17 protein-coding genes and 1 pseudogene are annotated in these 22,148 nt (G+C 73.6%); 1 reads left to right on the top strand and 17 read right to left on the bottom strand.

Going from position 1 to position 22,148, the window contains the following annotated elements:
- Positions 1-38: 38 nt before the first annotated feature.
- From ACIQGZ_RS07295 to ACIQGZ_RS07235, 13 genes and pseudogenes are all read right to left on the bottom strand, one after another.
- Entirely contained in the window at positions 39-3,098 is a 3,060-nt protein-coding gene (locus ACIQGZ_RS07295) for an AAA family ATPase (protein ID WP_402599837.1), read from the bottom strand.
- A 71-nt stretch (positions 3,099-3,169) separates the two neighbouring features.
- Complete coding sequence (locus ACIQGZ_RS07290; RefSeq protein WP_402599836.1) at positions 3,170-3,361, bottom strand: hypothetical protein; 192 nt, start codon at positions 3,359-3,361, stop codon at positions 3,170-3,172.
- A gap of 295 nt (positions 3,362-3,656) precedes the next feature.
- On the bottom strand, positions 3,657-5,162 hold the full coding sequence (gatB, locus tag ACIQGZ_RS07285; RefSeq protein ID WP_402599835.1) for an Asp-tRNA(Asn)/Glu-tRNA(Gln) amidotransferase subunit GatB: 1,506 nt from the start codon (positions 5,160-5,162) through the stop codon (positions 3,657-3,659).
- An 81-nt stretch (positions 5,163-5,243) separates the two neighbouring features.
- Positions 5,244-5,501, bottom strand: coding sequence for a hypothetical protein (locus ACIQGZ_RS07280; RefSeq protein WP_402599834.1), 258 nt, complete (start codon positions 5,499-5,501; stop codon positions 5,244-5,246).
- Complete coding sequence (gene gatA / locus ACIQGZ_RS07275; protein WP_402599833.1) at positions 5,498-6,991, bottom strand: Asp-tRNA(Asn)/Glu-tRNA(Gln) amidotransferase subunit GatA; 1,494 nt, start codon at positions 6,989-6,991, stop codon at positions 5,498-5,500. The genes ACIQGZ_RS07280 and gatA overlap by 4 nt, the downstream gene beginning before the upstream one ends.
- Positions 6,992-6,994: 3 nt before the next feature.
- On the bottom strand, positions 6,995-7,291 hold the full coding sequence (gene gatC, locus ACIQGZ_RS07270; protein WP_402599832.1) for an Asp-tRNA(Asn)/Glu-tRNA(Gln) amidotransferase subunit GatC: 297 nt from the start codon (positions 7,289-7,291) through the stop codon (positions 6,995-6,997).
- Between the two features lie 301 nt (positions 7,292-7,592).
- Positions 7,593-9,377 (bottom strand): putative bifunctional diguanylate cyclase/phosphodiesterase, encoded by a 1,785-nt coding sequence (locus ACIQGZ_RS07265; RefSeq protein ID WP_402599831.1) that lies wholly within the window; start codon positions 9,375-9,377, stop codon positions 7,593-7,595.
- 635 nt (positions 9,378-10,012) lie between these two features.
- Positions 10,013-12,250: pseudogene (gene ligA, locus ACIQGZ_RS07260) on the bottom strand (NAD-dependent DNA ligase LigA); the annotation flags it as partial.
- 26 nt (positions 12,251-12,276) lie between these two features.
- Positions 12,277-13,227: a methionine synthase gene (locus ACIQGZ_RS07255; protein WP_402600015.1), complete on the bottom strand. Its 951-nt coding sequence runs from the start codon at positions 13,225-13,227 to the stop codon at positions 12,277-12,279.
- A gap of 170 nt (positions 13,228-13,397) precedes the next feature.
- The gene (locus ACIQGZ_RS07250) at positions 13,398-14,087 is read right to left on the bottom strand and encodes an SDR family oxidoreductase (RefSeq protein ID WP_402599830.1); all 690 of its coding nucleotides are present in this window, start codon (positions 14,085-14,087) and stop codon (positions 13,398-13,400) included.
- A 37-nt stretch (positions 14,088-14,124) separates the two neighbouring features.
- Complete coding sequence (locus tag ACIQGZ_RS07245; protein ID WP_402599829.1) at positions 14,125-14,670, bottom strand: TIGR00730 family Rossman fold protein; 546 nt, start codon at positions 14,668-14,670, stop codon at positions 14,125-14,127.
- Between the two features lie 69 nt (positions 14,671-14,739).
- The gene (gene mnmA, locus ACIQGZ_RS07240; RefSeq protein ID WP_402599828.1) at positions 14,740-15,867 is read right to left on the bottom strand and encodes a tRNA 2-thiouridine(34) synthase MnmA; all 1,128 of its coding nucleotides are present in this window, start codon (positions 15,865-15,867) and stop codon (positions 14,740-14,742) included.
- 133 nt (positions 15,868-16,000) lie between these two features.
- Entirely contained in the window at positions 16,001-17,188 is a 1,188-nt protein-coding gene (locus tag ACIQGZ_RS07235; protein WP_402599827.1) for a cysteine desulfurase family protein, read from the bottom strand.
- A 125-nt stretch (positions 17,189-17,313) separates the two neighbouring features.
- Between ACIQGZ_RS07235 and ACIQGZ_RS07230 the strand changes: the two genes are divergently transcribed.
- Complete coding sequence (locus ACIQGZ_RS07230) at positions 17,314-18,168, top strand: IclR family transcriptional regulator (protein WP_402599826.1); 855 nt, start codon at positions 17,314-17,316, stop codon at positions 18,166-18,168.
- Here the strand turns inward: ACIQGZ_RS07230 and ACIQGZ_RS07225 are convergent.
- From ACIQGZ_RS07225 to ACIQGZ_RS07210, 4 genes are all read right to left on the bottom strand, one after another.
- Complete coding sequence (locus tag ACIQGZ_RS07225; RefSeq protein ID WP_402599825.1) at positions 18,104-18,763, bottom strand: trimeric intracellular cation channel family protein; 660 nt, start codon at positions 18,761-18,763, stop codon at positions 18,104-18,106. The two genes, ACIQGZ_RS07230 and ACIQGZ_RS07225, sit on opposite strands and share 65 nt — an antisense overlap.
- Before the next feature lie 101 nt (positions 18,764-18,864).
- Positions 18,865-19,938: an ABC transporter ATP-binding protein gene (locus tag ACIQGZ_RS07220; protein WP_402599824.1), complete on the bottom strand. Its 1,074-nt coding sequence runs from the start codon at positions 19,936-19,938 to the stop codon at positions 18,865-18,867.
- A 54-nt stretch (positions 19,939-19,992) separates the two neighbouring features.
- Entirely contained in the window at positions 19,993-21,099 is a 1,107-nt protein-coding gene (locus ACIQGZ_RS07215) for an ABC transporter ATP-binding protein (protein ID WP_402599823.1), read from the bottom strand.
- The gene (locus ACIQGZ_RS07210) at positions 21,096-22,094 is read right to left on the bottom strand and encodes an ABC transporter permease (protein WP_402599822.1); all 999 of its coding nucleotides are present in this window, start codon (positions 22,092-22,094) and stop codon (positions 21,096-21,098) included. The genes ACIQGZ_RS07215 and ACIQGZ_RS07210 overlap by 4 nt, the downstream gene beginning before the upstream one ends.
- Positions 22,095-22,148 lie beyond the last annotated feature (54 nt).

Here is a 22,148-nt window from a genome sequence, read left to right as displayed (position 1 = left end):
AACCGATCCCGAACCGATCCCGAACCGGTTCTGCCCGGTCAGGCGCCGGACGCCGCCAGATCCTCCGGGAAGAGCCGCATCCGGTGGGCCAGCGCCGCCGCCTCGCCACGCCCGCCGACGGCGAGCTTGGCGAGGATGTTGGAGACATGCACACTGGCCGTCTTCGGTGAGATGTACAGCGCCGCCGCGATCTGCCGGTTGGTACACCCCCGGGCCAGCAGCCGCAGCACATCGCGCTCCCGCGCGGTGAGCCCGAGCGCCGCCGCCGGGTCCTGCTCGGCGGCGGGCTCCGGCCGGGCGCCGTCGCAGGCGCCGTCCAGCGGCAGCCGGGCCCGCTCCGCGAGCACCGCGATCTCGCGCAGCAGATGGACGTCGCCCCGGCGGCGGCCGACCTCCTCGGCCTCCCGCAGCAGCGTCGCCGCCGCCGCCCGCTCCCCGGCCGCCGCCTGCGCCTCTGCGGCCCGCAGCAACGCCATGACCAGCGGATACGGCCGACCCAGCGGACGCAGCGCCGCCACCGCCGCCAGCCAGCCAGCGGGGCCGTCCCGACCCTCGGCGCGGGCCAGCTCCGCTTCCAGCAGCAGCGCCCAGGCGGCGTAGAGCGGCACCGCCCGGGAGAGCGGCGCGGCGGCCGCCCGGACGGTGGCCAGCACCTCGGCCCGGCCGGGGTCGGCGGCGGGCAGGCCCCGGGAGTCGGCCTCGGCCGCCACACCGTGGACCAGCAGCGGCCAGGCGTACTGCTCGTACCCGACCGGGAAGCCGTCGCCCACCCCGGCCAGCAGCTCCGTCCGGGCGTCGGTGAAGCGGCCGGTGCGGGTGGCGGTCCGCACCGCCAGGTCGAAGGCGGGCAGCACCTTCTGCGGCTGGGGGCGGGAGTGGCCGCTGCGGGAGAGGGACAGGTGGTGGGCCGCCTGCGCCGGGTCGTCGCGCAGCAGGGCCAGCTCACCGCGGAGCAGCTCCAGGAAGTCGCCGTGGACGACGTCGGCCGGGCGGTCCTCCTCGTCGGCGAGCAGCGCGGCGGCCTCCTCGTGCCGACCGAGCGCGAGCAGCGCCTCGGCGAGGTTGCCGGTCAGCAGCACGCCGTTGTAGCGGGTCATTCCGTAGCGGCGGGAGAGCGCCAGGCCCTCCTGGGCGGCGGCCACCGCCTCCTCGGCCCGGCCGACCTGCTCCAGCAGCGAGGCCAGGCTGTTGTAGGCGCGGCAGTGCAGGTCGGGGTCGTCCACGTCGGCGGCGCGGGCGCAGACCTCGCGCAGCCCGGCCAACCCGGCCTCGGTCTCGCCGAAGTCGCAGCGCAGGGTGCCCAGGGTGAGCAGCGCGTGCAGCTCCACCGAGCGGGCGCCGACCTGGCGGGCGATGGCGGCGGCCCGCTCGGCCATCGTGATGTGCTCGCGGCCGGGCCGGGTGAGCATCCCGTCGGCGGCGGCCCGGCTGAGCACGTCCGCCTGGACGGCGGAGGGGCCCCGGCCGTCGATCAACGCGCGGGCGCGCTCCAGCTCCGGGCCGCCGAAGGTGCCGTTGTAGTACCGCACGGCCCGGCCGCGTTGCAGCCAGAACCAGGCGGCGCGGTGCGGATCGGTCCGCTCGTCGATCTGACGCAGCGCCATCTTGACGAACCGCAGGCCCCGGTCGCGGTCGCCGGCCCGCCGGGCGGCGACGGTGGCCTCGGCCAGCACGTCCGCGAAGCGCAGCCGCTCGCAGTCGGCATCGCAGGTGCCGGGGTCGCAGCTGCACGGCGGGTACGACTCGTCGGCGTAGTCGTACGGCCGCAGGGCCGGCAGCACCTCGTCCGGTACGTCGTCCCAGATCTCCAGGGCGCGCTCCAGCATCCGCAGCTGCTCGGCGAAGGCGTTCCGCCGGCGGGCCTCGCGGCCGGCGTGCAGCACGGCGGGCAGCGCACGGGCCGGGTCATGGGCGTGGTACCAGTAACTGGCCAGCCGGGCGGCGCGGACGTCGCTGCGGACCAGCGAGGGGTCGGCCTCCAGCGCGGCGGCGTACCGCCGGTTGACCCGGCTGCGCTCGCCGGGCAGCAGGTCGTCGACCACCGCCTCGCGGACCAGCGCATGGCGGAAGCGGTAGCCCTCGCCGTCCGGGTCGGGCACCAGGATGTTGGCGCCGACGGCGGCCCGCAGCGCCTCGATCAGGTCGTCCTCCGGCAGGGCGAGCACGGCGGCGAGCAGGCCGTACTCGACGCTCGAGCCGCCCTCGGCCGCCACCCGGACGACGGTCTGCGCCCGCTCGGGCAGCGCCTCGACCCGGACCAGCAGGATGTCGCGCAGCGAGTCGCTGAGGCCGACCCGACACCCCTCGCTGTACGAGCAGGCCAACTCCTCCACGAAGAAGGGGTTGCCCTCGGAGCGGCGGAAGATCCGGGAGACCAGGTCGCGGTCCGGGGTGGCGGTGCTCAGGATGCCGGCGAGCTGCTGCTCGACCTCGGCCCGAGCGAACCGGGGCAGCTCCAGGCGCTGCACGGTGCGCAGCCGCTCCAGCTCGGCCAGGAACGGCCGCACCGGGTGGCGGCGGTGCAGGTCGTCGGTGCGGTAGGTGGCGACCACCACCACCCGGGCGCGGTGCAGGGTGCGGATCAGATAGGCGAGCAGCTCACGGGTGGAGCGGTCGGACCAGTGCAGGTCCTCCACCGCGAGCACCAGGGTGCGGTCGGCGGCCAGCCGCTCGAAGAGCCGGGCGGTGTGCTCGAAGAGCCGGGCGCGGCCGTACTCGTCGTTGGACTCGGGGGCGGCCTCACCGAAGTCGGGCAGCAGCCGGGCGAGCCGGCTCTCATGGCCGTCGGCGGCCTGCTCCAACTCGCTGCCCAGCGCGCGGTGCAGGCGGCGCAGGGCGGTGACCAGCGGTGCGTACGGCAGGCCCTCGGCGCCGACCTCCAGGCAGCCGCCGAGCGTGGTGACGGCGCCGGCCGCATCCGCCGCCGTCAGGAACTCCTCCAGCAGGCGGGTCTTGCCGACGCCGGCCTCGCCGCCGATCAGCAGCGCCTGCGGCTCCCCGTCGTCGGCGCGGCCGAGCGCCTCGGTGAGGGCCGCCAACTCGCGGTCGCGGCCGACGAAGACGGGGCTGACGGATATGCGCTGCACCCTGTCGAGCATGCCACAGGGGTCCGACAGCGGCCGCTGGATTTCGGCGCCGGCCGGCTCGGGGCCGACACCCGGCCGGACCGTCAGCACTCGCGTACCCGGCCCGGGGCCTCCGGCGCCGCCGGGCGCACCACCCGGGCGAGGCGGCGCAGCAGCCCCAAGCGGGCGGCGCGCTGCCCGCGCCGGGCGGCCCGCGCCTCGCGTACCAGGCGCTCGTACGCGGCCTGACGCTGCAACTCGATGGACCGGTAGCGGATGTAGTCGTACTCCAGCACGGTGGTGTTCCCCCTTCGGAATTCCCGGCCCGACCGGTTCGGCCGGACCGTCGTCCTGAGAGGAGCCTGCTCGCCCAGGGGGGTGCGCCGCATCGGCAGCCTGCCGCATCTTCCGAGGTCCGGGGGCCTTAGGGCGGCCCGGTGGGCGGCCCGGTGGCGGCCCAGGTGGGCAAAGGCGAGCGCCGCCGCCCCCTGGATCGGGGGCGGCGGCGCGGATGCGGGCCTGAGTGCCGGCTACGGCCTAGGACGGGCCGGGCGGAGTGCCTAAGGGGTACTCAGACCGGCGCGCGGGCCGTCAGCCCTGGACGCCCAGCCGCTCAAGGATCAGCTCCTTGACCCGGGCGGCGTCGGCCTGGCCACGGGTGGCCTTCATCACCGCGCCGACCAGGGCGCCGGCGGCGGCCACCTTGCCGTCGCGGATCTTGTCCGCCACGCCCGGGTTGGCGGCGATGGCCTCGTCCACGGCGGTGCCCAGCGCCGAGTCGTCGGAGACCACGGCCAGGCCGCGGGCCGCGACGACCTCGTCCGGCTCGCCCTCGCCGTTCAGCACGCCGTCGATGACCTGGCGGGCCAGCTTGTCGTTGAGCGAACCCGCGGCGACCAGCGCGCAGACCCGGGCCACCTGGGCCGGGGTGATCGGCTGGGCGGTCAGGTCGGTGCCGGTCTCGTTGGCGCGGCGGGCCAGCTCGCCCATCCACCACTTGCGGGCCTGGTCGGCGGGGGCGCCGGCCGCGATGGTCTCCAGGATCGGGTCGATGGCGCCCGCGTTGAGCACCGCCTGCATGTCCTTGTCGGACAGCTCCCACTCCTGCTGCAACCGCAGCCGGCGCAGCCGGGGCAGCTCGGGCAGACCGGCCCGCAGCTCCTCGACCCACTCGCGGGACGGGGCGATCGGCACCAGGTCGGGCTCGGGGAAGTAGCGGTAGTCCTCCGCCTCCTCCTTGATCCGGCCGGAGGTGGTGGAGCCGTCCTCCTCGTGGAAGTGCCGGGTCTCCTGGACGATGATGCCGCCCTCGTCCAGCACCGCCGCGTGCCGCTGGATCTCGTAGCGGGCGGCGCGCTCCACCGAGCGCAGCGAGTTGACGTTCTTGGTCTCGGAGCGGGTGCCGAACTTCTCCCGGCCGATGGGGCGCAGCGACAGGTTGACGTCGCAGCGCATCTGGCCCATTTCCATCCGGGCCTCGGAGACGCCCAGCGCCTTGATCAGCTCGCGCAGCTCCGCGACGTACGCCTTGGCGACCTCGGGGGCGCGGGCGCCGACCCCGGTGATCGGCTTGGTGACGATCTCGATCAGCGGGATGCCGGCCCGGTTGTAGTCCACCAGGGAGTACTCGGCGCCGTGGATGCGGCCGGTGGCGCCGCCGATGTGGGAGGACTTGCCGGTGTCCTCCTCCATGTGGGCCCGCTCGATCTCGACCCGGAAGGTGTCGCCGTCGACCTCGACGTCCAGATAGCCGTTGAAGGCGATCGGCTCGTCGTACTGGGAGGTCTGGAAGTTCTTCGGCATGTCCGGGTAGAAGTAGTTCTTCCGGGCGAAGCGGCACCACTCCGCGATCTCGCAGTTCAGCGCCAGGCCGATCTTGATCGCGGACTCCACGCCGACGGCGTTGACCACCGGCAGCGAGCCGGGCATGCCCAGGCAGGTCGGGCAGACCTGGGAGTTGGGCTCGGCCCCGAAGGCGGTCGAGCACCCGCAGAACATCTTGGTCGCGGTGCCCAGCTCCACATGGACCTCAAGGCCCATCACCGGGTCGTACGACGCCAGGGCGTCCTCGAACGACACCAGGTTCACGACGCTCACAGCGTCCCCTTCTTCACGTTCACGGAAAGGTTCTGCGGGAGCCGGTCCGCACCCCGGGGTGCGGACCGGCTCCGCCGGGTCTCAGCCGAGCAGGACGTCGTCGTCGCCCAGGTGCCTGAGTTCGCGGATCAGCAGTGCGGTGCCGGTCAGCAGGGCCACGGCCCCGACGACGGCGTTGACCAGCTTGAGGGTGTCGTGCTCGCCCCGGGCCGTGCGGACGTCCTTGACGATCCCGATCGCCCCGAAGGCGCTGGTGCCGATCGACAGCAGCAGGCCGGGCTTGGAGTGCTTGAATCCCTTGAGCTGTGCGGCCTTGCCGCCCTTGGTGGAACTGCTCACAGTGCCGGTGCCTCCTCCAGCAGGGGGTGTCCCCACTTCTCGGTGAATGCGGCCTCGACGGCACCGCCTACCCGGTAGAGGCGGTCGTCCGCCATCGCGGGGGCGATGATCTGCAGGCCGACCGGGAGATTGTCCTCCGGCGCCAGGCCGCAGGGCAGGGACATGGCCGCGTTGCCCGCCAGGTTCGACGGGATGGTGCACAGGTCGGCCAGGTACATCGCCATCGGGTCGTCGGCGCGCTCACCGATCGGGAAGGCGGTGGTGGGGGTGGTCGGGGAGATCAGTACGTCCACCCCGGCGAAGGCCGCGTCGAAGTCCCGGGAGATCAGGGTGCGGGCCTTCTGCGCCGAGCCGTAGTAGGCGTCGTAGTAGCCGGAGGAGAGCGCGTAGGTGCCCAGGATGATCCGGCGCTTGACCTCGGGGCCGAAGCCGGCCTCGCGGGTCAGCGCGGTGACCTCCTCGGCGGAGCGGGTGCCGTCGTCACCGACCCGCAGGCCGTACCGCATGGCGTCGAAGCGGGCCAGGTTGGACGACGCCTCGCTCGGCGCGATCAGGTAGTACGCGGGCAGCGCCAGGGTGAAGGACGGACAGGAGACCTCCACCACCTCGGCGCCCAGCTCGCGCAGCAGCTCCACCGACTCGTTGAAGCGCTGCATGACGCCGGCCTGGTAGCCCTCGCCGCCGAACTCCTTGACCACGCCGATCCGCATGCCGCGCACATCGCGCATCCGGGCCGCCTCGACGACCGGCGGCACCGGCGCGTCGATGGAGGTGGAGTCCAGCGGGTCGTGCCCGGCGATGGCCTCGTGCAGCAGCGCGGCGTCCAGCACCGTACGGGCGCAGGGGCCGCCCTGGTCCAGCGAGGAGGAGAAGGCGACCAGGCCGTAGCGGGAGACCGCGCCGTAGGTCGGCTTCACGCCGACGGTGCCGGTGACGGCGCCGGGCTGGCGGATGGAGCCGCCGGTGTCGGTGCCGATGGCCAGCGGCGCCTCGAACGCGGCCAGCGCGGCGGCGGAGCCGCCGCCGGAGCCGCCGGGGATGCGGGAGAGGTCCCACGGGTTGCCGGTGGGGCCGTACGCGCTGTTCTCGGTGGAGGACCCCATGGCGAACTCGTCCATGTTGGTCTTGCCGAGGATGACGACGTCGGCCTCGCGCAGCCGGCGGGTGAGCGTCGCGTCGTACGGCGGCAGCCAGCCCTCCAGGATGCGGGAGCCGCAGGTGGTCGGGACGCCCTTGGTGGTGAAGACGTCCTTCAGCGCGAGCGGCACACCGGCCAGCGGGCCGAGCCGCTCGCCCCGGGCGCGCTTGTCGTCCACCGCGCGGGCGGCCTGGAGGGCGCCCTCGGTGTCGACGTGCAGGAAGGCGTTCACCTTCTCGTCGACGGCGGCGATCCGGTCGAGGTGCGCCTGGGCGACCTCGGTGGCGGAGACGGCGCCGGCGGCGACGGCGGCGGCGGTCTCGGCGGCGCCCCAGCGAATCAGGTCTGCCATGGGTCAGTCCTCCCCAAGGATCTGCGGCACGCGGAAACGCTGTTCCTCGGCCGCCGGAGCGGCGGCGAGGGCCTCGGCCGGGGTCAGCGACGGCCGCACCTCGTCCGCCCGCATGACATTGGTCAGCGGCAGCGGGTGGGAGGTCGGCGGGACGTCCTGTCCGGCGACCTCGGAAACGCGGGCGACCGCGCCGATGATCACGTCGAGCTGCTCGGCGAAGTGGTCGAGCTCTTCGTCCTTCAGCTCAAGACGCGACAGCCGGGCGAGGTGGGCGACCTCCTCGCGCGTGATGCCAGGCATGCAGCGATCCTCAAGGTGAGTTCTGGTGAGGCCGGTCGCCAGGACCGGCCCGGCGGGCCGGCCCGGTTGCGGCCGGCCCGGCCCTCCTCGTCTGTACGCCCCATCCTATGGCCCTGCGACACGCCACCCGGCCCGGCCGCCCCGCCCGCCGCGGGGGCCGCAACCATGCCCGGACTCATGGAGTTACGCAATCCCCACCGGCCGCCCGCCCCGGGGCGCGAGGAACCGCGCGAACAACCCGTACCCACCGTGGGGGCAGCACCCCCGCCCGCCCCGGCCACGGCCGGCCCCCGGCGCAGCCTCAGGGCGGCGGCGCCGCCGTGGGCAGCTGCGGCTCCGGCGGCAGGCTGGGCGGTGCCAGGGGGCGCGGGGGGACGAGCGGGCGCGGCGGCAGCACCGGACGCGCCCCCGGCCGGGCCGCCGAAGCGGCGGGCAGCTGCGGCTCCGGCGGCCGGACCCCCTCGGGGAGCGCCGGGCAGACCACCAACTCCGGCGGCGGCACCGCCGTACGCCGCACCCGCAGCCAGGCGGACGCCTGGTCGGCCGGGAGCGCGGCCGAGACCAGCCAGCCCTGCACCGCGTCCACGCCCATGCCGTGCAGGCGCTCCCAGGTCTCGTCGTCCTCCACCCCCTCCGCGACCACGGTCAGCCCCAGCGAGTGCGCCAGCTGCACCGAGCAGCGGACCACGGCGGCGTCGTGGTCGTCCGCGACCATCCGGGAGACGAAGGAGCGGTCGATCTTCAGCTCGCCGACCGGCAGGCTGCGCAGCCGTACCAGCGAGGAGTGCCCGGTGCCGAAGTCGTCCAGCGACATCCCGACCCCGTGGCGGCGCAGCTCCTCCAGGGTGTCGGCGGCCCGCTTGGAGTCCTCCAGCAGCATCCGCTCGGTGATCTCCAGCTGGAGGGCCTGCGGCGGTACGGCGTACCGGGCCAGCCGGTCCGCCACCCCGGCGGCGAAGCCGGGGGTGAGCACATCGCGGGGCGAGACATTGACCGCAACCTGGACGTACAGGCCCTGGGAGCGCCACTCCGCCAGCTGGTGGACGGCGGCGTCCAGGACGTAGTCGGTGAGCCGGGGCATCAGGCCGCTGGACTCGGCCAGCCCCACGAACTCGTCCGGGCTGATCCGGCCGCGCCCGGGGCGGTCCCAGCGCAGTAACGCCTCCAGCCCGACCACCCGGCCGTCGAAGGCCACCTTGGGCTGGTAGTGCAGCTCGACCTCGCCCGCCTCCAACGCCCGGCGCAGGTCACCGAGCAGCCCGATCCGCACCGGGGTGTCCGCGTCGCGCTCCTCGTCGTACACCTCGACCCCGGTACGGCCCCGCTGGGCGTGGCCCATGGCGACATCGGCCCGGCGCAGCAGGGTCTCGGCGTCCCCGGCGTGGTCGGGGTAGATGCACACCCCGGCGCTGGCCTCCAGGACCAGCAGCAGGCCGTCGAGCCGACTGGGGGCGGCCAGCTCCGCGATCAGGGCTCGGGCGAGCCGTTGCAGGGTGACGGCGCAGCCGACGCCGGGCAGCAGCACCGCGAACTCGTCGCCGCCCATCCGGGCGACCACCGCGCGCCGGCCGCCCTGCACCGGCGGCGGCAGCACCGAGAACGGGTCGTCGGCGTGCCGCCGGGCGTTCGGGGCCGCCGGGCCGGGCAGCAGGCCGCCGCTGCTGAGCGCGGCGTGCAGCCGGTGCGAGATCTGGACCAGCAGCCGGTCCCCGACGGCGTGCCCGAGGGTGTCGTTCAGCGACCGGAAGCGGTCGAGGTCCAGCAGGATCAGACCGACCCGGCCGGACGGACCGGCGCCGCCGGTGATCGCGGCCCGTGCGGCCAGCAGCAGGGCCTGACGGTTGGGCAGCCGGGTGAGCGGGTCGGTGAGCTGGTCGCGGGCGCGGTCGCGGGCGATCCGCCAGGCGGCGACCAGCACCGCGAGCGGCACGGTGAACAGCGGCAGCAGCGCCGCCTCCTGCTGCCCGACCAGGACGGCGAGCGGGATCAGCGGGGCGGCGCCCGCCAGCAGGATGCCGAGCAGCAGTGTCGCACCCGTCACGCCCTGCGGCGGGTGGGTGGATGCGCCCCTGGAGTACTTGTCCATGCGCAGATCCTCCGTCGGTCCCCGCCCGGCCGGGCCGCCCTGCATGCCTGTGCCTGCCCGCCACCCGGCCGACCGTCGGCCCCGGGGTCGCACACCCCCGGGACCGGCCCGTCGGCGCAGCTGGCACCGCCGACACGGCGGGGGTGTCCCGTCGTACGAGCGGTGGGTGCCTTGCCTCATGATCCGCGCAGCACGACAGTGCCGTCGCGGCATTGCGCCTTGCGCGGGCAGCTTGCGTTCAAGGGTAAATCGAGGCAAGGGCCATGGGCAGTGTTTCGGACATCCATAGCTGTACTACCACGCAGCGGTGTCGGCCGGTGACACTGCGGCGTACAACCCCCGCTCCGGCGGGCGGGGGTGACGGCGACTCAGGACTGCGGTTCCTCCGGCTCGACGGCCTCGGCGGGCTCGACGGCGGGCGGCTCGACGGCCTCGGCGGCCTCGGCGGCGGGCGGCTCGGCGGGCTCGACGGCCTCGGCGGCGGGCGGCTCGGCGGGCTCGACGGCCTCGGCGGCGGGCGGCTCGGCGGGCTCGACGGCTTCGGCGGCGGGCGGCTCGGCGGGCTCGGCGGCGGGCGGTTCCACGGCTGCGGGCTCGGGCTCCGGCTGGTCGGCGGGCGGCAGCCCGAGGTGCGCGCGGGCGGCGTCCGGCCCCTGCTCCAGCAGCACCGCGAAGCCGGCGTCGTCCAGCACCGGCAGGTTGAGCTGCACGGCCTTGTCGTACTTGGAGCCCGGGTTCTCCCCCGCCACCACGAAGTGGGTCTTCTTGGAGACCGACCCGGTGACCTTGGCACCGCGCGACACCAGCGCCTCCTTGGCGCCGTCCCGGGTGTGCGAGGCCAGCGTGCCGGTGACGACCACGGTCAGCCCCTGCAACGGGCGCGGACCCTCGTCCGCGACCTCCTCGTCCGCCAGTTCGACGTAGGCTTCCTCCCAGGCTTTGATGATCTCGCGGTGCCACTCCTCGGCGAACCACTGCTTGATCGCCGCCGCGATGGTCGGCCCCACGCCCTCGGTGGCGGCCAGCTCCTCCTCGCTCGCCTGCTCAATTCGCCTCAGGCTGCGGAATTCCCTGGCCAGTGCCTGCGCGGCGACCGGCCCGACATGCCGAATCGACAGGGCATTGATGTACCGCCACAGCGGGCGGGTCTTAGCCGCTTTGAGGTTGTCCAGCAGCAGATGCGCTGTCTTCTTGGGCTCGCCCTTGGTGGTGGCGAAGAAGGAGACGACTTTCTCCTCGCCGGTGCGGTCGTCCAGCTTGGGCAGGCCCGATTTAGGGTCACGGACCAGTACCCGGATCGGTAGCAGCTGCTCCATCTCCAGGCGGAAGAGCCCCCCCTCATCGGCAAGCGGCGGCTGTTTGGGCTCCAGCGGCTGGGTGAGCGCCGTGGCGGCCACATAGCCGAGCCCCTCGATATCCAGCGCCTGGCGGCCGCCCAGATAGGCGATCCGCTCCCGGATCTGGGCCGGGCAGTACTGGGCGTTGGGGCAGCGCAGGTCGATGTCCCCCTCGCCCATCGGCCGCAGCGGGGTGCCGCACTCATGGCACTCCCCGGGCATCACGAACTCCTGCTCGGTGCCGTCCCGCAGGTCCTCGACCGGGCCCAGGATCTCCGGGATGACGTCCCCGGCCTTGCGGAGCACCACCGTGTCCCCGATCCGAACGCCCTTGGCCTTCACCACGTCCTGGTTGTGCAGGGTGGCGTACTGGACCATCGAGCCGGCCACCTTCACCGGCTCGGCCAGCACCGCGTACGGTGTGGCCCGGCCGGTGCGGCCGATGCCGATCCGGATGCTGGCCAGCTTGGCGGTGACCTCCTCCGGCGGGTACTTCCAGGCGATGGCCCAGCGCGGCGACTTGGAGGTGGCGCCCAGCCGGCCCTGGAGCGCGATCTCGTCGACCTTGACCACCACGCCGTCGATCTCGTGCTCGACGGAGTGGCGGTTCTCCCCGAAATGCGCGATGAACCGCTTGACCTCCTCGGGCGAGCCGACCACCTTGTTGTGCCGGGCGGTGGGCAGCCCCCAGGCGTGCAGCAGGTCATAGGCGTGCGACTGGCAGTCGAGGTCGAAGCCGCGCCGGGCGCCGATGCCGTGCACCACCATGTGCAGCGGGCGGGAGGCGGTGACCTGCGGGTCCTTCTGGCGCAGCGAACCGGCGGCGGCGTTGCGCGGGTTGGCGAACAGCCGGACCATGGCCAGCGGCCGCTTGCCGTCGGCGGTGCGCTGCTCGTTCTCCGCCCGGCGGCGCTCGTTCTCGGCGGCCAGCGCGGCGTTGAGCGCGGTGAACTCCTCGGTGGGCAGGTAGATCTCGCCCCGGATCTCCACCAGTTCGGGGACCGGCTGCCCGCTGTCGGCGCGCAGCACGTCCGGGATCTCCGCGATGGTGCGGACATTGGCCGTGATGTCCTCGCCGGTGCGGCCGTCGCCCCGGGTGGCGGCGCGCACCAGCCGTCCGTTCCGGTACGTCAGGTTGACGGCCAGACCGTCGACCTTGAGCTCGCAGAGGAAGTGGTACGGGATGCCGTCCAGCTCGCGGGCGACCCGCTCGAACCAGGCGTCCAGCTCCTCGTCGTTCATCGCGTTGTCCAGGCTGAGCATCCGCTCCAGGTGCTCGACCTCGGCGAAGTCGTTGGAGTAGCTGCCGCCGACCTTCTGGGTGGGCGAGTCGGGGGTGCGCAGCACCGGGTACTGCTCCTCCAGGCCCTCCAACTCCCGCATCAGCGTGTCGAACTCGGCGTCGCTGACGACGGGCGCGTCCTTGACGTAGTACCGGAAGCGGTGCTCCTCGATCTCCTGCGCCAGCCCGGAGTGCCGGTCGCGGACGTCCGCCGGCACCTCCGCCAGGTCCACGGCCTTGCCGTCACCGGCCACGCGAGCCTCCCAAAACCTCGATGCGCTTACTCCGGCGTGTCCGCCAGGCTCCTGGCCGCTGTGACGCTCAGTGACAGCGCACGGCGGGCATAGGCCGGGGAAGCCCCCGCCAGCCCGCAGCTCGGCGTCACCACGACACGGCGGGCCAGCGACTCGGGGTCGAACCCCAGCCTGCGCCACAACCTCCTGACAACAGCGACACTATCGGCCCCCACTGACAATCCCTGAGTACTGGGGATGACACCCCCGAAGATCAACGTGCCGCCCTCCACCGCCTCCCCGATGGCGTCGTCATCACGCTCGGTCAGCAGCGCCATGTCCAGCGAGACCGCCGCCGCCCCGGCCCGCCGCAGCAGCCCGATCGGCACCTGCGGCGCGCAGCAGTGCACCAGCACCGGCGCGTCCAGCGACCGGACCAGCCCGCGCAGCGCCTCCTCCGCCAGCTGCCGGTCCACCGCCCGCAGCCGCTGGAAGCCGCTGGCGGTGGGCACCTGCCCGGCCAGTACGGCGGGCAGCAAGGGCTCGTCCAGCTGGAGCACCACCTCGGCGCCCGGCACCCGCCGCCGCACCTCCGCCAGATGCCGGCGCAGGCCCTCGGCCAGCGACCCGGCGATGTCCCGGCAGGCGCCCCGGTCGGCCAGCGCCTTCTCGCCGCGCGGCAGCTCGACCGAGGCGGCCAGCGTCCACGGCCCGACGGCCTGCACCTTCAGCGGCCCGGTCCAGCCCTGGGTGAACTCCTCCAGCGCGTCCAGGTCCTCCCCCAGCCAGGCACGGGCCCGCCGGGTGTCCCGCCCCGGCCGGTCGGCGAACCGCCACCCGGACGGCTCCACCCCGGCGTACAGCTCCACCAGCAGCCCGGCCCCGCGCCCGATCACATCCGCCCCGGGCCCCCGCTCGGGCAGCTCCGGCAGGTGCGGCAGCACCTCAAGCTCACCGACGACGGTCCGTACGGCCTCCCGGGCATCGGTGCCGGGCATGGACCCGACCCCGGTCGCAGCGGCCACCAGGTCGGGGAAAGAACGCTCAGTACTCACGTCGAAAGAGTAGTGCGGCCGCCGGGGTGCTCCGGAGCGCCGGTCAGGGGTCGGCGGTCAGCGGGCGGCGGTCAGGGGTCGGCGGTCAGGGGCGGCGGTCGGGGGGCGGTGGTTCAGTGGCCTGGGCGGACGGTGAGGTCGGTGATCTCGGCGTCGCGGGGGAGGTCGAGGGCGGTGAGGACGGTGGTGGCGACCGAGTCGGGGTCGATCCAGGCGTCGGGCCGGTAGTCGCGGCCCTCCTGGGCGTGGACCTTCTGCTGCATCGGGGTGGCCGTGCGGCCCGGGTAGACGGTGGTCACCCGGACGCCCGCGGCGTGCTCCTCGGCGCGCAGCGCGTCGGCCAGCGCCCGCAGGCCGAACTTGCTGGCCGCGTACGCGCCCCAGTCGGCGTTGGCCCGCAGCCCGGCGCCGGAGTTGACGAAGACGACCTGGCCCCGGGCCTGCCGCAGCGAGGGCAGCAGCAGCCGGGTGAGCTCCGCCGGGGCGACCAGGTTGACGGCCAGGGTCTGCTGCCAGACCTTGGGCGGCAGCTCGCCCACCGGGCCCAGCTCCGCCACCCCGGCGATCTGGAGCAGCGAGTCCAGCTCCACCGGCAGCTCCTGGTGGCCGAAGGCCCAGGACAGCCGCTCCGGCTCGGCCAGGTCGCCGACCAGCGTCCGGCTGCCGGGGAACCGGTCGCGCAGCTCGATGGCCCGCTTGGCGTCCCTGGCCAGCAGCCAGAGCTGCTCGCCCCGCTCGGCCAGCCGCCGCGCGACCGCCGCGCCGATGCCGGACCCTGCCCCGGTGATCAGATGCGTACCCATGATCCGATTACTACCACGGGCACCGCCGCCGGGGCGTTCAGGCGGCCGACGCCTCGCCCGCCGTCTCCAGGTGGGCCAGCGCGGAGGCGGCGTCCTCGGCGAAGAAGACCAGCTCGTCCAGCGGGCGCGGCAGGAAGCCCTCGGCCGCCATCCGGGCCAGCTGGCTGCGCAGCCCGTCGTAGAAGCCGTCGGTGTCCAGCACCACCACCGGCTTGGTGTGCAGCCCGTGCTTCTTCAGCTCCAGCACCTCGGTCACCTCGTCCAGCGTGCCGAGCCCGCCGACCAGCACCACCACCGCGTCGGCCCGGGAGAGCAGCATCGCCTTGCGCTCGGCCAGGTCGCGGGTGGTGACCAGCTCGTCGGCCCCGTTGTACGCCTTGTGCGCCAGCAGCTCCACCGAGATCCCCACCAGCTTGCCGCCGGCCGCCTTCACCCCGTCGGCCAGCACTCCCATCAGCCCGGCGTTCGACCCGCCCCAGACCAGGGTGTGGCCGCCCTCCCCGAGCAGCCGGGCGAACTCCCGGGCGGGCAGGGTGTAGCGGTCGTCGAGGGAGAACGCGGAGCAGAAGACAGAGATATTCATGATGTCCCCACTGGTATCACGCCTTCGGCCCGCTGCACCACGGCGTTCTACCAGCCGGGACACCGCCGCTCAGGCGGGCGCCGGGGCGGGCCGGGTGGTGGTGGCGATGGTGGCGGAGCCGACCACGCGGGTGCCCTGGTAGAGGACGACCGCCTGGCCGGGTGCGATGCCACGGGCGGGCTCGGCCAGGCTGACCCGCAGCTCGCCGCCGGTCAGCTCGGCGGTGACCGGGACCTCGGCGCCGTGGGCGCGCAGCTGGGCGGTGTACGTGCCGGGGCCGGTCGGCGCCGGGCCGCACCAGCGGGGCTTGACGCCGGTCAGCGCGACCACGTCCAGCGCGGCGGCCGGACCGACCGTCACCCGGTTGTCGACCGGGGAGATGTCCAGCACATAGCGCGGCTTGCCGTCGGCGGCGGGCCGGCCCAGCCGCAGGCCCTTGCGCTGCCCGACGGTGAATCCGTACGCACCGTCGTGCTCGCCGACCTTGGTGCCGTCCACGTCCACGATGTCGCCGGTGGCGGTGCCGAGCCGCTGGGCCAGGAAGCCCTGGGTGTCGCCGTCCGCGATGAAGCAGATGTCGTGGCTGTCGGGCTTGCGGGCCACCGCCAGGCCGCGGCGCTCGGCCTCCTCGCGGATCAGCTCCTTGGGGGTGTCGCCCAGCGGGAAGAGGGCGTGCGCCAACTGCCCGGCGTCCAGCACGCCGAGGACGTACGACTGGTCCTTGGCGCTGTCCACGGCGCGGTGCAGTTCGCGGCCCTCGGGGCCGGAGACGATCCGGGCGTAGTGGCCGGTGCAGACCGCGTCGAAGCCGAGGGCCAGCGCCTTGTCCAGCAGCGCCGCGAACTTGATCTTCTCATTGCAGCGCAGGCACGGGTTGGGGGTGCGCCCGGCCGCGTACTCGGCGACGAAGTCGTCCACCACGTCCTCGCGGAACCGCTCGGCCATGTCCCAGACGTAGAAGGGGATGCCGATCACATCGGCGGCCCGCCGGGCGTCCCGGGAGTCCTCCAGCGTGCAGCAGCCCCGGGCGCCGGTGCGGAAGGACTGCGGGTTGGCGGAGAGCGCCAGGTGGACGCCGGTCACCTCATGGCCGGCCTCGGCGGCCCGAGCCGCCGCCACGGCGGAGTCGACCCCGCCGGACATCGCGGCCAGCACCCGCAGCCGCCGCCCGCCGCCCGTACCGGGCTCGCCGCTCACCGCAGGACCGTCACTCGCCCCAGGACCGTCACTCACCGACCCGCCACCCGCACCAGGCCCATCACCCGTACCAGGCCCATTACCCGCACCAGGAAAGTCACTCATGATGCCCACCAGCGTACGCGGCGCGCGGTCAGCGCCGCAGCGAAGCCAGCCCGGCGTTCCTGGCCCGCCGCACCACCGGCCCGATGGCCGCCGCCAGCGCCGCCACATCGGCCGCCGTGCTGGTGTGCCCGAGCGAGAACCGCAGCGAGGAGCGCGCCAGCTCCTGCTCCGCCCCGATGGCCAGCAGGACGTGGCTGGGCTGCGGCACCCCGGCCGAGCAGGCGGAGCCGGTGGAGCACTCGATGTCCTGCGCGTCCAGCAGCATCAGCAGCGCGTCGCCCTCGCAGCCGGGGAAGGAGAAGTGCGCATTGGCGGGCAGCCGCCCGTCCGGGTCGGGGTCGCCGTTGAGGACCACGTCGGGCACGGCCGCCCGGACGACCGCGACCAGCTCGTCCCGCAGCGCGGCCAGCTGCTTGGCGTGCTCGGGCTGCCGCTCCACCGCCAGCGCGGCGGCGGCGGCGAACCCGGCGGCGGCGGGGACGTCCAGCGTGCCGGAGCGGACGTCCCGCTCCTGGCCGCCGCCGTGCAGCAGCGGGACGGGAGTGAAGGAGCGGGAGAGCACCAGCGCGCCGACCCCGTACGGGCCGCCGATCTTGTGCCCGGTGACCGTCATCGCGTCCACCCCGGAGTCCGCGAAGGAGACCGGTACCTGACCGAGCGCCTGCACCGCGTCGGAGTGGATCGGGATGCCGTACTCGTGGGCGACCGCCGCCAGTTCGGCGACCGGCTGCACGGTGCCGATCTCGTTGTTGGCCCACATCACGGTGACCAGCGCCACCGACGCCGGGCCCGCGCCGCCCTCGACGGCCGCCCGCAGCGCCTCGGGGTGCACCCGGCCCAGGGCGTCGACCGGCAGGAACTCCACCTGCGCGCCCTCGTGGTCACCGAGCCAGTGCACCGCGTCCAGCACCGCGTGGTGCTCCACCGGGCTGCACAGCACCCGGGTGCGGGCCGGGTCGGCGTCCCGCCGGGCCCAGTACAGGCCCTTGACCGCCAGGTTGTCGGACTCCGTCCCGCCGCCGGTGAAGACGATCTCGCTCGGCCGGGCGGCCAGGGCCCGTGCCAGCGCCTCCCGGGACTCCTCGACGACGCGCCGGGCGCGCCGTCCCGCCGCGTGCAGGGACGACGCGTTGCCGGTGCTGCCGAGGTGTGCCGTCATGGCGTTGATCGCCTCGGGGAGCATCGGCGTGGTCGCCGCGTGATCGAGATAGGGCATGGCTCGACAATTCTAGGGCCCGCCCGGCGGCCGGACGACCGTTGCACCGCTCCCGGCCGCTCGCTAGCGTGTGGCCACCGGTCGGCGCTGCCACCGGGTCCCGAGCGGAGCAGGGGGCGGACGCCGTGTCGCAGACCGTGGACCGGGCACTGACCATCCTCGCCTCCCTGGCCGACGGCCCCTCCTCGCTGGAGCAGGCGGCGACCCGGCTCGGCGTCCACAAGTCCACCGCGATGCGGCTGCTGCACACCCTGGAGGAGCACGGCTTCGTCCACCGCCAGGACGACCACCGCTACCGGCTGGGCGGTCGGCTGTTCGCGCTGGCCCAGCACGCGCTGGAGGGCTTCGACGTACGCCGGGTGGCCTCGCCCTACCTGGTCGCGCTGAACGAGCGGTACGGCCACACCGTGCATCTGGCGGTGCTGGAGGACGACCAGGTGATCTACGTGGACAAGGTGGAGAGCCGCTACCCCGTGCCGTCGCACTGCTGGCTCGGCGGCGCCTCCCGGATCGGCCGCCCGGCCGCGCCCACCGCGTCGGCGGCGGCCAAGGTGCTGCTCGCCGACCTCCCCGACGACCAGCGCCGCAGCCGGCTGGCCGAGCTGACCTTCACCGCGCGCACCGCCCGCAGCATCCCCGGCCCGGAGGAGTACCTGGCCGAGCTGGACGCGGTGCGCGCCCAGGGCTGGGCGCAGGACCGGGGCGAGGTGGACGTCACGGTGACGGCGGTGGCCGCGCCGATCCGGGGCATCGACGGCCGGACCATCGCGGCCTGCTCCATCTCGGCCCCCGCCGCGCCCGGCCGGGATGCCGGTGGCGGCGCCGGTCCCGACGGGCTGCCGCAGGTGCTCCAGGAGCTGCTGCCGGAGCTGCTCTGCACCACCGAGGCGATCTCGCTGGCGTACGGCGGGCAGCCTACTCTTCGCTGGTGCGAGAGCCGTTGCGGTGCCAGGCCCGCGGCGCGCGCCATCCGTATCTGAGCGCCAGCATCCGCAGCGCGAAGCCGACCAGCGCGGCCCCGGTGCCGGTCAGCGGGCCCAGCGCCCCGGCCGCGATCAGCGCCGCCACCAGTACGGACGCCGCCATCGCGGGTACGGCGTAGATCTCCCGGTCCCAGCGCAGCAGCGAGGGCACCTCATTGGCCAGGACGTCGCGCAGCACCCCGCCGCCGACGGCGGTGGCGACGCCCAGCGCCACCGAGGCCACCGCGCCCAGGCCGTAGTCGTGGGCCTTGGCGGTGCCGGTGACGGCGAACAGGCCGAGCCCGAGGGCGTCCAGGGTCTGCACGCTGCGGTTGATCCGCTCCACCTCGGGGTGCAGTACGCAGACCACGGCGGCGGCGACCAGCGGGGTGAAGAAGTAGCCGTTGTCGGTGAAGGCGGCGGGCGGCACCGCGCCGATGACCAGGTCCCGCAGGACGCCGCCGCCCAGGGCGGTGACCTCGGCAAGCATGGCGATGCCGATGAGGTCGAGGTTCTTGCGCACCGCGAGCAGGCCGCCGGAGAGCGCGAAGGCGAAGATCCCGACGAGGTCCAGGGTGTGCTGGACGGTGTGGCTGAAGAGCTGGGTGGTCACAGCAGAGTTCTACCGGGTCGTGCTGCCGGCCCCGTGCTGCCGTCCCGGGGGCAGGCCGGAGGGGGTGCGCGGGCGGCGCACCCCCTCCGGACGGCTTCGGGTCAGGCCGCGCCCTTGCCGGCGGCCTGGCCGGTGTCCGCGCTGCAGGGCGCGTTCTCCGGGAAGTGGCAGGCCACCTGGTGGCCGGTGGCCAGCGCCACCAGCGGCGGCTCCTGGGTGGCGCACTTCTCCTGGGCCTTCCAGCACCGGGTACGGAACCGGCAGCCGCTCGGCGGGTTGATCGGCGAGGGGACGTCGCCGGTCAGCAGGATGCGCTCCCGCTTGCCCTTGCGCCTGGGGTCCGGCACCGGCACCGCCGACATCAGCGCGGTGGTGTACGGGTGCATCGGCCGGGCGTACAGCTCGTCCCGGTCGGCCAGCTCCACGACCTTGCCCAGGTACATCACCGCGACCCGGTCGGAGACGTGGCGCACCACCGACAGGTCGTGGGCGATGATCAGGTAGGTCAGGCCCAGCTCCGTCTGGAGGTCGTCCAGCAGGTTGACCACCTGGGCCTGGATGGAGACGTCCAGCGCGGAGACCGGCTCGTCCGCCACGATCATCTTGGGCCGGAGCGCCAGCGCGCGGGCGATGCCGATGCGCTGCCGCTGGCCGCCGGAGAACTCGTGCGGATAGCGGTTGTAGTGCTCCGGGCTGAGGCCACAGATCTCCAGCAGCTCCTGTACGGCCTTCTTGACGCCGCCCTCGGTCTGCACCTTCTGCAACCGGAAGGGGGCGCCCACGATGGTGCCGATGGTGTGCCGGGGGTTGAGTGACGAGTACGGGTCCTGGAAGATCATCTGGATGTCGCGGCGCAGCGGCCGCATCTTCCCGGTGGACAGGTGGGTGATGTCCACCCCCTCGAACTCGATGGTTCCGCTGGTGGGCTCCAGCAGCCGGGTGACCAGCCTGCCCATGGTCGACTTGCCGCAGCCGGACTCGCCCACCACACCCAGCGTCTCGCCGGCCGCGACCGTGAAGTCGATGCCGTCCACCGCCTGCACCGCGCCGGTCTGACGACGCAGCAGCCCCTTGTGGATGGGGAAGTGCTTGGTCAGTCCGGTCACCTTGAGCAGCGGCTCACCGCCGCGCGGCGCGGCCGGGGTCGCCGCCGGCGCCGTCTCGCTGTCCGTCATGATCGGATCTCGTCTCCTCGACGTCGTGCTGGTTGCCGGGGTCGCGCGCGGGCTCTACAGCCGCGGCGCGATCTCCTCGGCGAAGATGCGGTGCCGCAGTTCGGTCGGCATGTGGCAGGCCGCCAGGTGGCGGTCGCCGTCGCCGACCCGGCTCAGCGCGGGCACCTCGGTGAAGGACCGGTCGCCGTTGCGGCCCGCGTACGGGCAGCGCGGGTGGAAGGCGCAGCCGTCGGGCACGTTGATCAGGCTGGGCGGGCTGCCCTTGACCGGGACCAGCCGGTCTTGGAGCTCGCGGTCCATCCGGGGCATGGAGCCCAGCAGCCCCCAGGTGTACGGGTGCTCGGGGTGGTCGAAGATCTCGGTGGCCGGGCCCTTCTCCACGCACTTGCCGCCGTACATCACCAGGATGTCGTCGGCCAGTTCGGCCACCACACCCAGGTCGTGGGTGATGATGATGACCGCCGAGCCGAACTCCTTCTGGAGGTCGCGGATCAGGTCCAGGATCTGCGCCTGGACGGTGACGTCCAGCGCGGTGGTGGGCTCGTCCGCGATCAGCAGCGACGGGTCGTTGACCAGGGCCATGGCGATCATGGCCCGCTGGCGCATGCCGCCGGAGAACTGGTGCGGGTAGTCGTCCACCCGGGAGTCGGGCTGCGGGATGCCGACCCGGTCCAGCATCTCGATGGCGCGCTTGCGGGCGTCCTTCTTGCTGGCCTCGGGGTGGTGCTCCCGGTAGCCCTCCATGATCTGGGCGCCCACCGTGTAGTACGGGTGCATGGCGGTCAGCGGGTCCTGGAAGATCATCGCCATCTTCTGGCCGCGCAGCTGGCGCACCCGGGTCGGGGTGGCGCCGATCAGCTCCTCGCCGTCCAGCCAGACCTCGCCGCTGATCCGGGCGTTGCGGTTGCGGTTGCCGCCGGTCTTGTGCAGGCCCATGATCGAGAGCGAGGTGACGGACTTGCCGGAGCCGGACTCCCCGACGATGCCGAGGGTCTTGCCCTTCTCCAGCGCGAAGGTGAGGCCGTCGACGGACTTCACCACGCCGTCGTCGGTCGGGAAGTGCACCCGCAGGTCGCGGACCGCGAGGTATTCGGACGGCGCCTGCGCGGTGGTCCCGGCGCTCGGGGCGGGGTCACCGGAGGTCTTGGTCTGCTTGCTCATCCGATCCTCACCCGGGGGTCGACGACGGCGTAGAGGAGGTCAACCAGCAGGTTGGCCATGACGATGAAGAAAGCGGCGAAGAGCGTGACACCCATGATCACCGGCAGATCGCTCTGGGCGATCGCCTGAACGGCCTCATAGCCCAGGCCGCGCAGGTTGAAGGTGGACTCGGTGAGGACGGCGCCGCCGATCAGCGCGCCGATGTCCAGGCCGAAGATGGTGAGGATCGGCGTCATCGTGGAGCGCAGGGCGTGCTTGCCGATGACGGTCCGCTCCTTGAGCCCCTTGGCCCGCGCGGTGCGGATGTAGTCCTCGCCCAGCACTTCCAGCAGCGTGGCCCGGGTGAGCCGGGCGTAGGTGGCCGCGTAGAGGAAGGCCAGGGTGATCCAGGGCAGGATCAGGTTCTGCGCCCAGGCGACCGGGTCGTCGGTGATGGCGACGTAGTCGTTGGGGAACCAGCCCAGGGTGTGGACGAAGACCGACAGCACCAGCAGGCCGGTGAAGTAGATCGGCAGCGAGACGCCGGCCAGGGCGGTCACCATGGTGACGCGGTCCAGGACGGTGCGGCGGCGCAGCGCGGAGACGACACCGGTCGCGGTGCCCAGCACCAGCCAGAGCACCGAGGCGCCGGCGGCGAGCGAGGCGGTGACCGGGAGCCGGTTCAGCAGCAGCGGCCACACCTCCTGCTCGGTCTTGAAGGAGTAGCCGAGGCACGGCGCCGCGCAGTGCGTGATGTCCGCGCCCTGGCTGTAGTCGCGTCCCGCGAAGATGCCCTTCAGGAACAGGCCATACTGCTCGATGATCGGTTTGTCGAGGCCCATCTTGTGGCGGATGCCTTCGACAGCGGCCTTGTCGGCGATCTTTCCGACGTAGTACAGGGCCGGATCGCTACCGGTGAGCTTCGGCACCATGAAGAAGATGCCGAAGGTGATCGCGGAGACCACCAGCAGCAGGACGGCGACGTTGACGAGCCGTCGGATGAGATACACGAGCACTGCGCTCGGCCCCGCCCGGGGCCGCCGCCCGGACTCCGGTAGGAGTCCTGCGGC

This window comes from Streptomyces sp. NPDC092296, assembly GCF_044755465.1.
Lineage (GTDB): Bacteria > Actinomycetota > Actinomycetes > Streptomycetales > Streptomycetaceae > Peterkaempfera.
This window is presented reverse-complemented; position numbering and strand designations above follow the sequence as displayed.

Coding starts and splice junctions, on each gene's coding strand:
- ACIQGZ_RS07220 (WP_402599824.1), bottom strand. CDS start 19,938: ATGACGGACAGCGAGACGGCGCCGGCGGCGACCCCGGCCGCGCCGCGC.
- ACIQGZ_RS07250 (WP_402599830.1), bottom strand. CDS start 14,087: ATGGGTACGCATCTGATCACCGGGGCAGGGTCCGGCATCGGCGCGGCG.
- ACIQGZ_RS07215 (WP_402599823.1), bottom strand. CDS start 21,099: ATGAGCAAGCAGACCAAGACCTCCGGTGACCCCGCCCCGAGCGCCGGG.
- ACIQGZ_RS07265 (WP_402599831.1), bottom strand. CDS start 9,377: ATGGACAAGTACTCCAGGGGCGCATCCACCCACCCGCCGCAGGGCGTG.
- ACIQGZ_RS07295 (WP_402599837.1), bottom strand. CDS start 3,098: ATGCTCGACAGGGTGCAGCGCATATCCGTCAGCCCCGTCTTCGTCGGC.
- ACIQGZ_RS07245 (WP_402599829.1), bottom strand. CDS start 14,670: ATGAATATCTCTGTCTTCTGCTCCGCGTTCTCCCTCGACGACCGCTAC.
- ACIQGZ_RS07255 (WP_402600015.1), bottom strand. CDS start 13,227: ATGCCCGGCACCGATGCCCGGGAGGCCGTACGGACCGTCGTCGGTGAG.
- ACIQGZ_RS07235 (WP_402599827.1), bottom strand. CDS start 17,188: ATGCCCTATCTCGATCACGCGGCGACCACGCCGATGCTCCCCGAGGCG.
- gatA (WP_402599833.1), bottom strand. CDS start 6,991: ATGGCAGACCTGATTCGCTGGGGCGCCGCCGAGACCGCCGCCGCCGTC.
- gatC (WP_402599832.1), bottom strand. CDS start 7,291: ATGCCTGGCATCACGCGCGAGGAGGTCGCCCACCTCGCCCGGCTGTCG.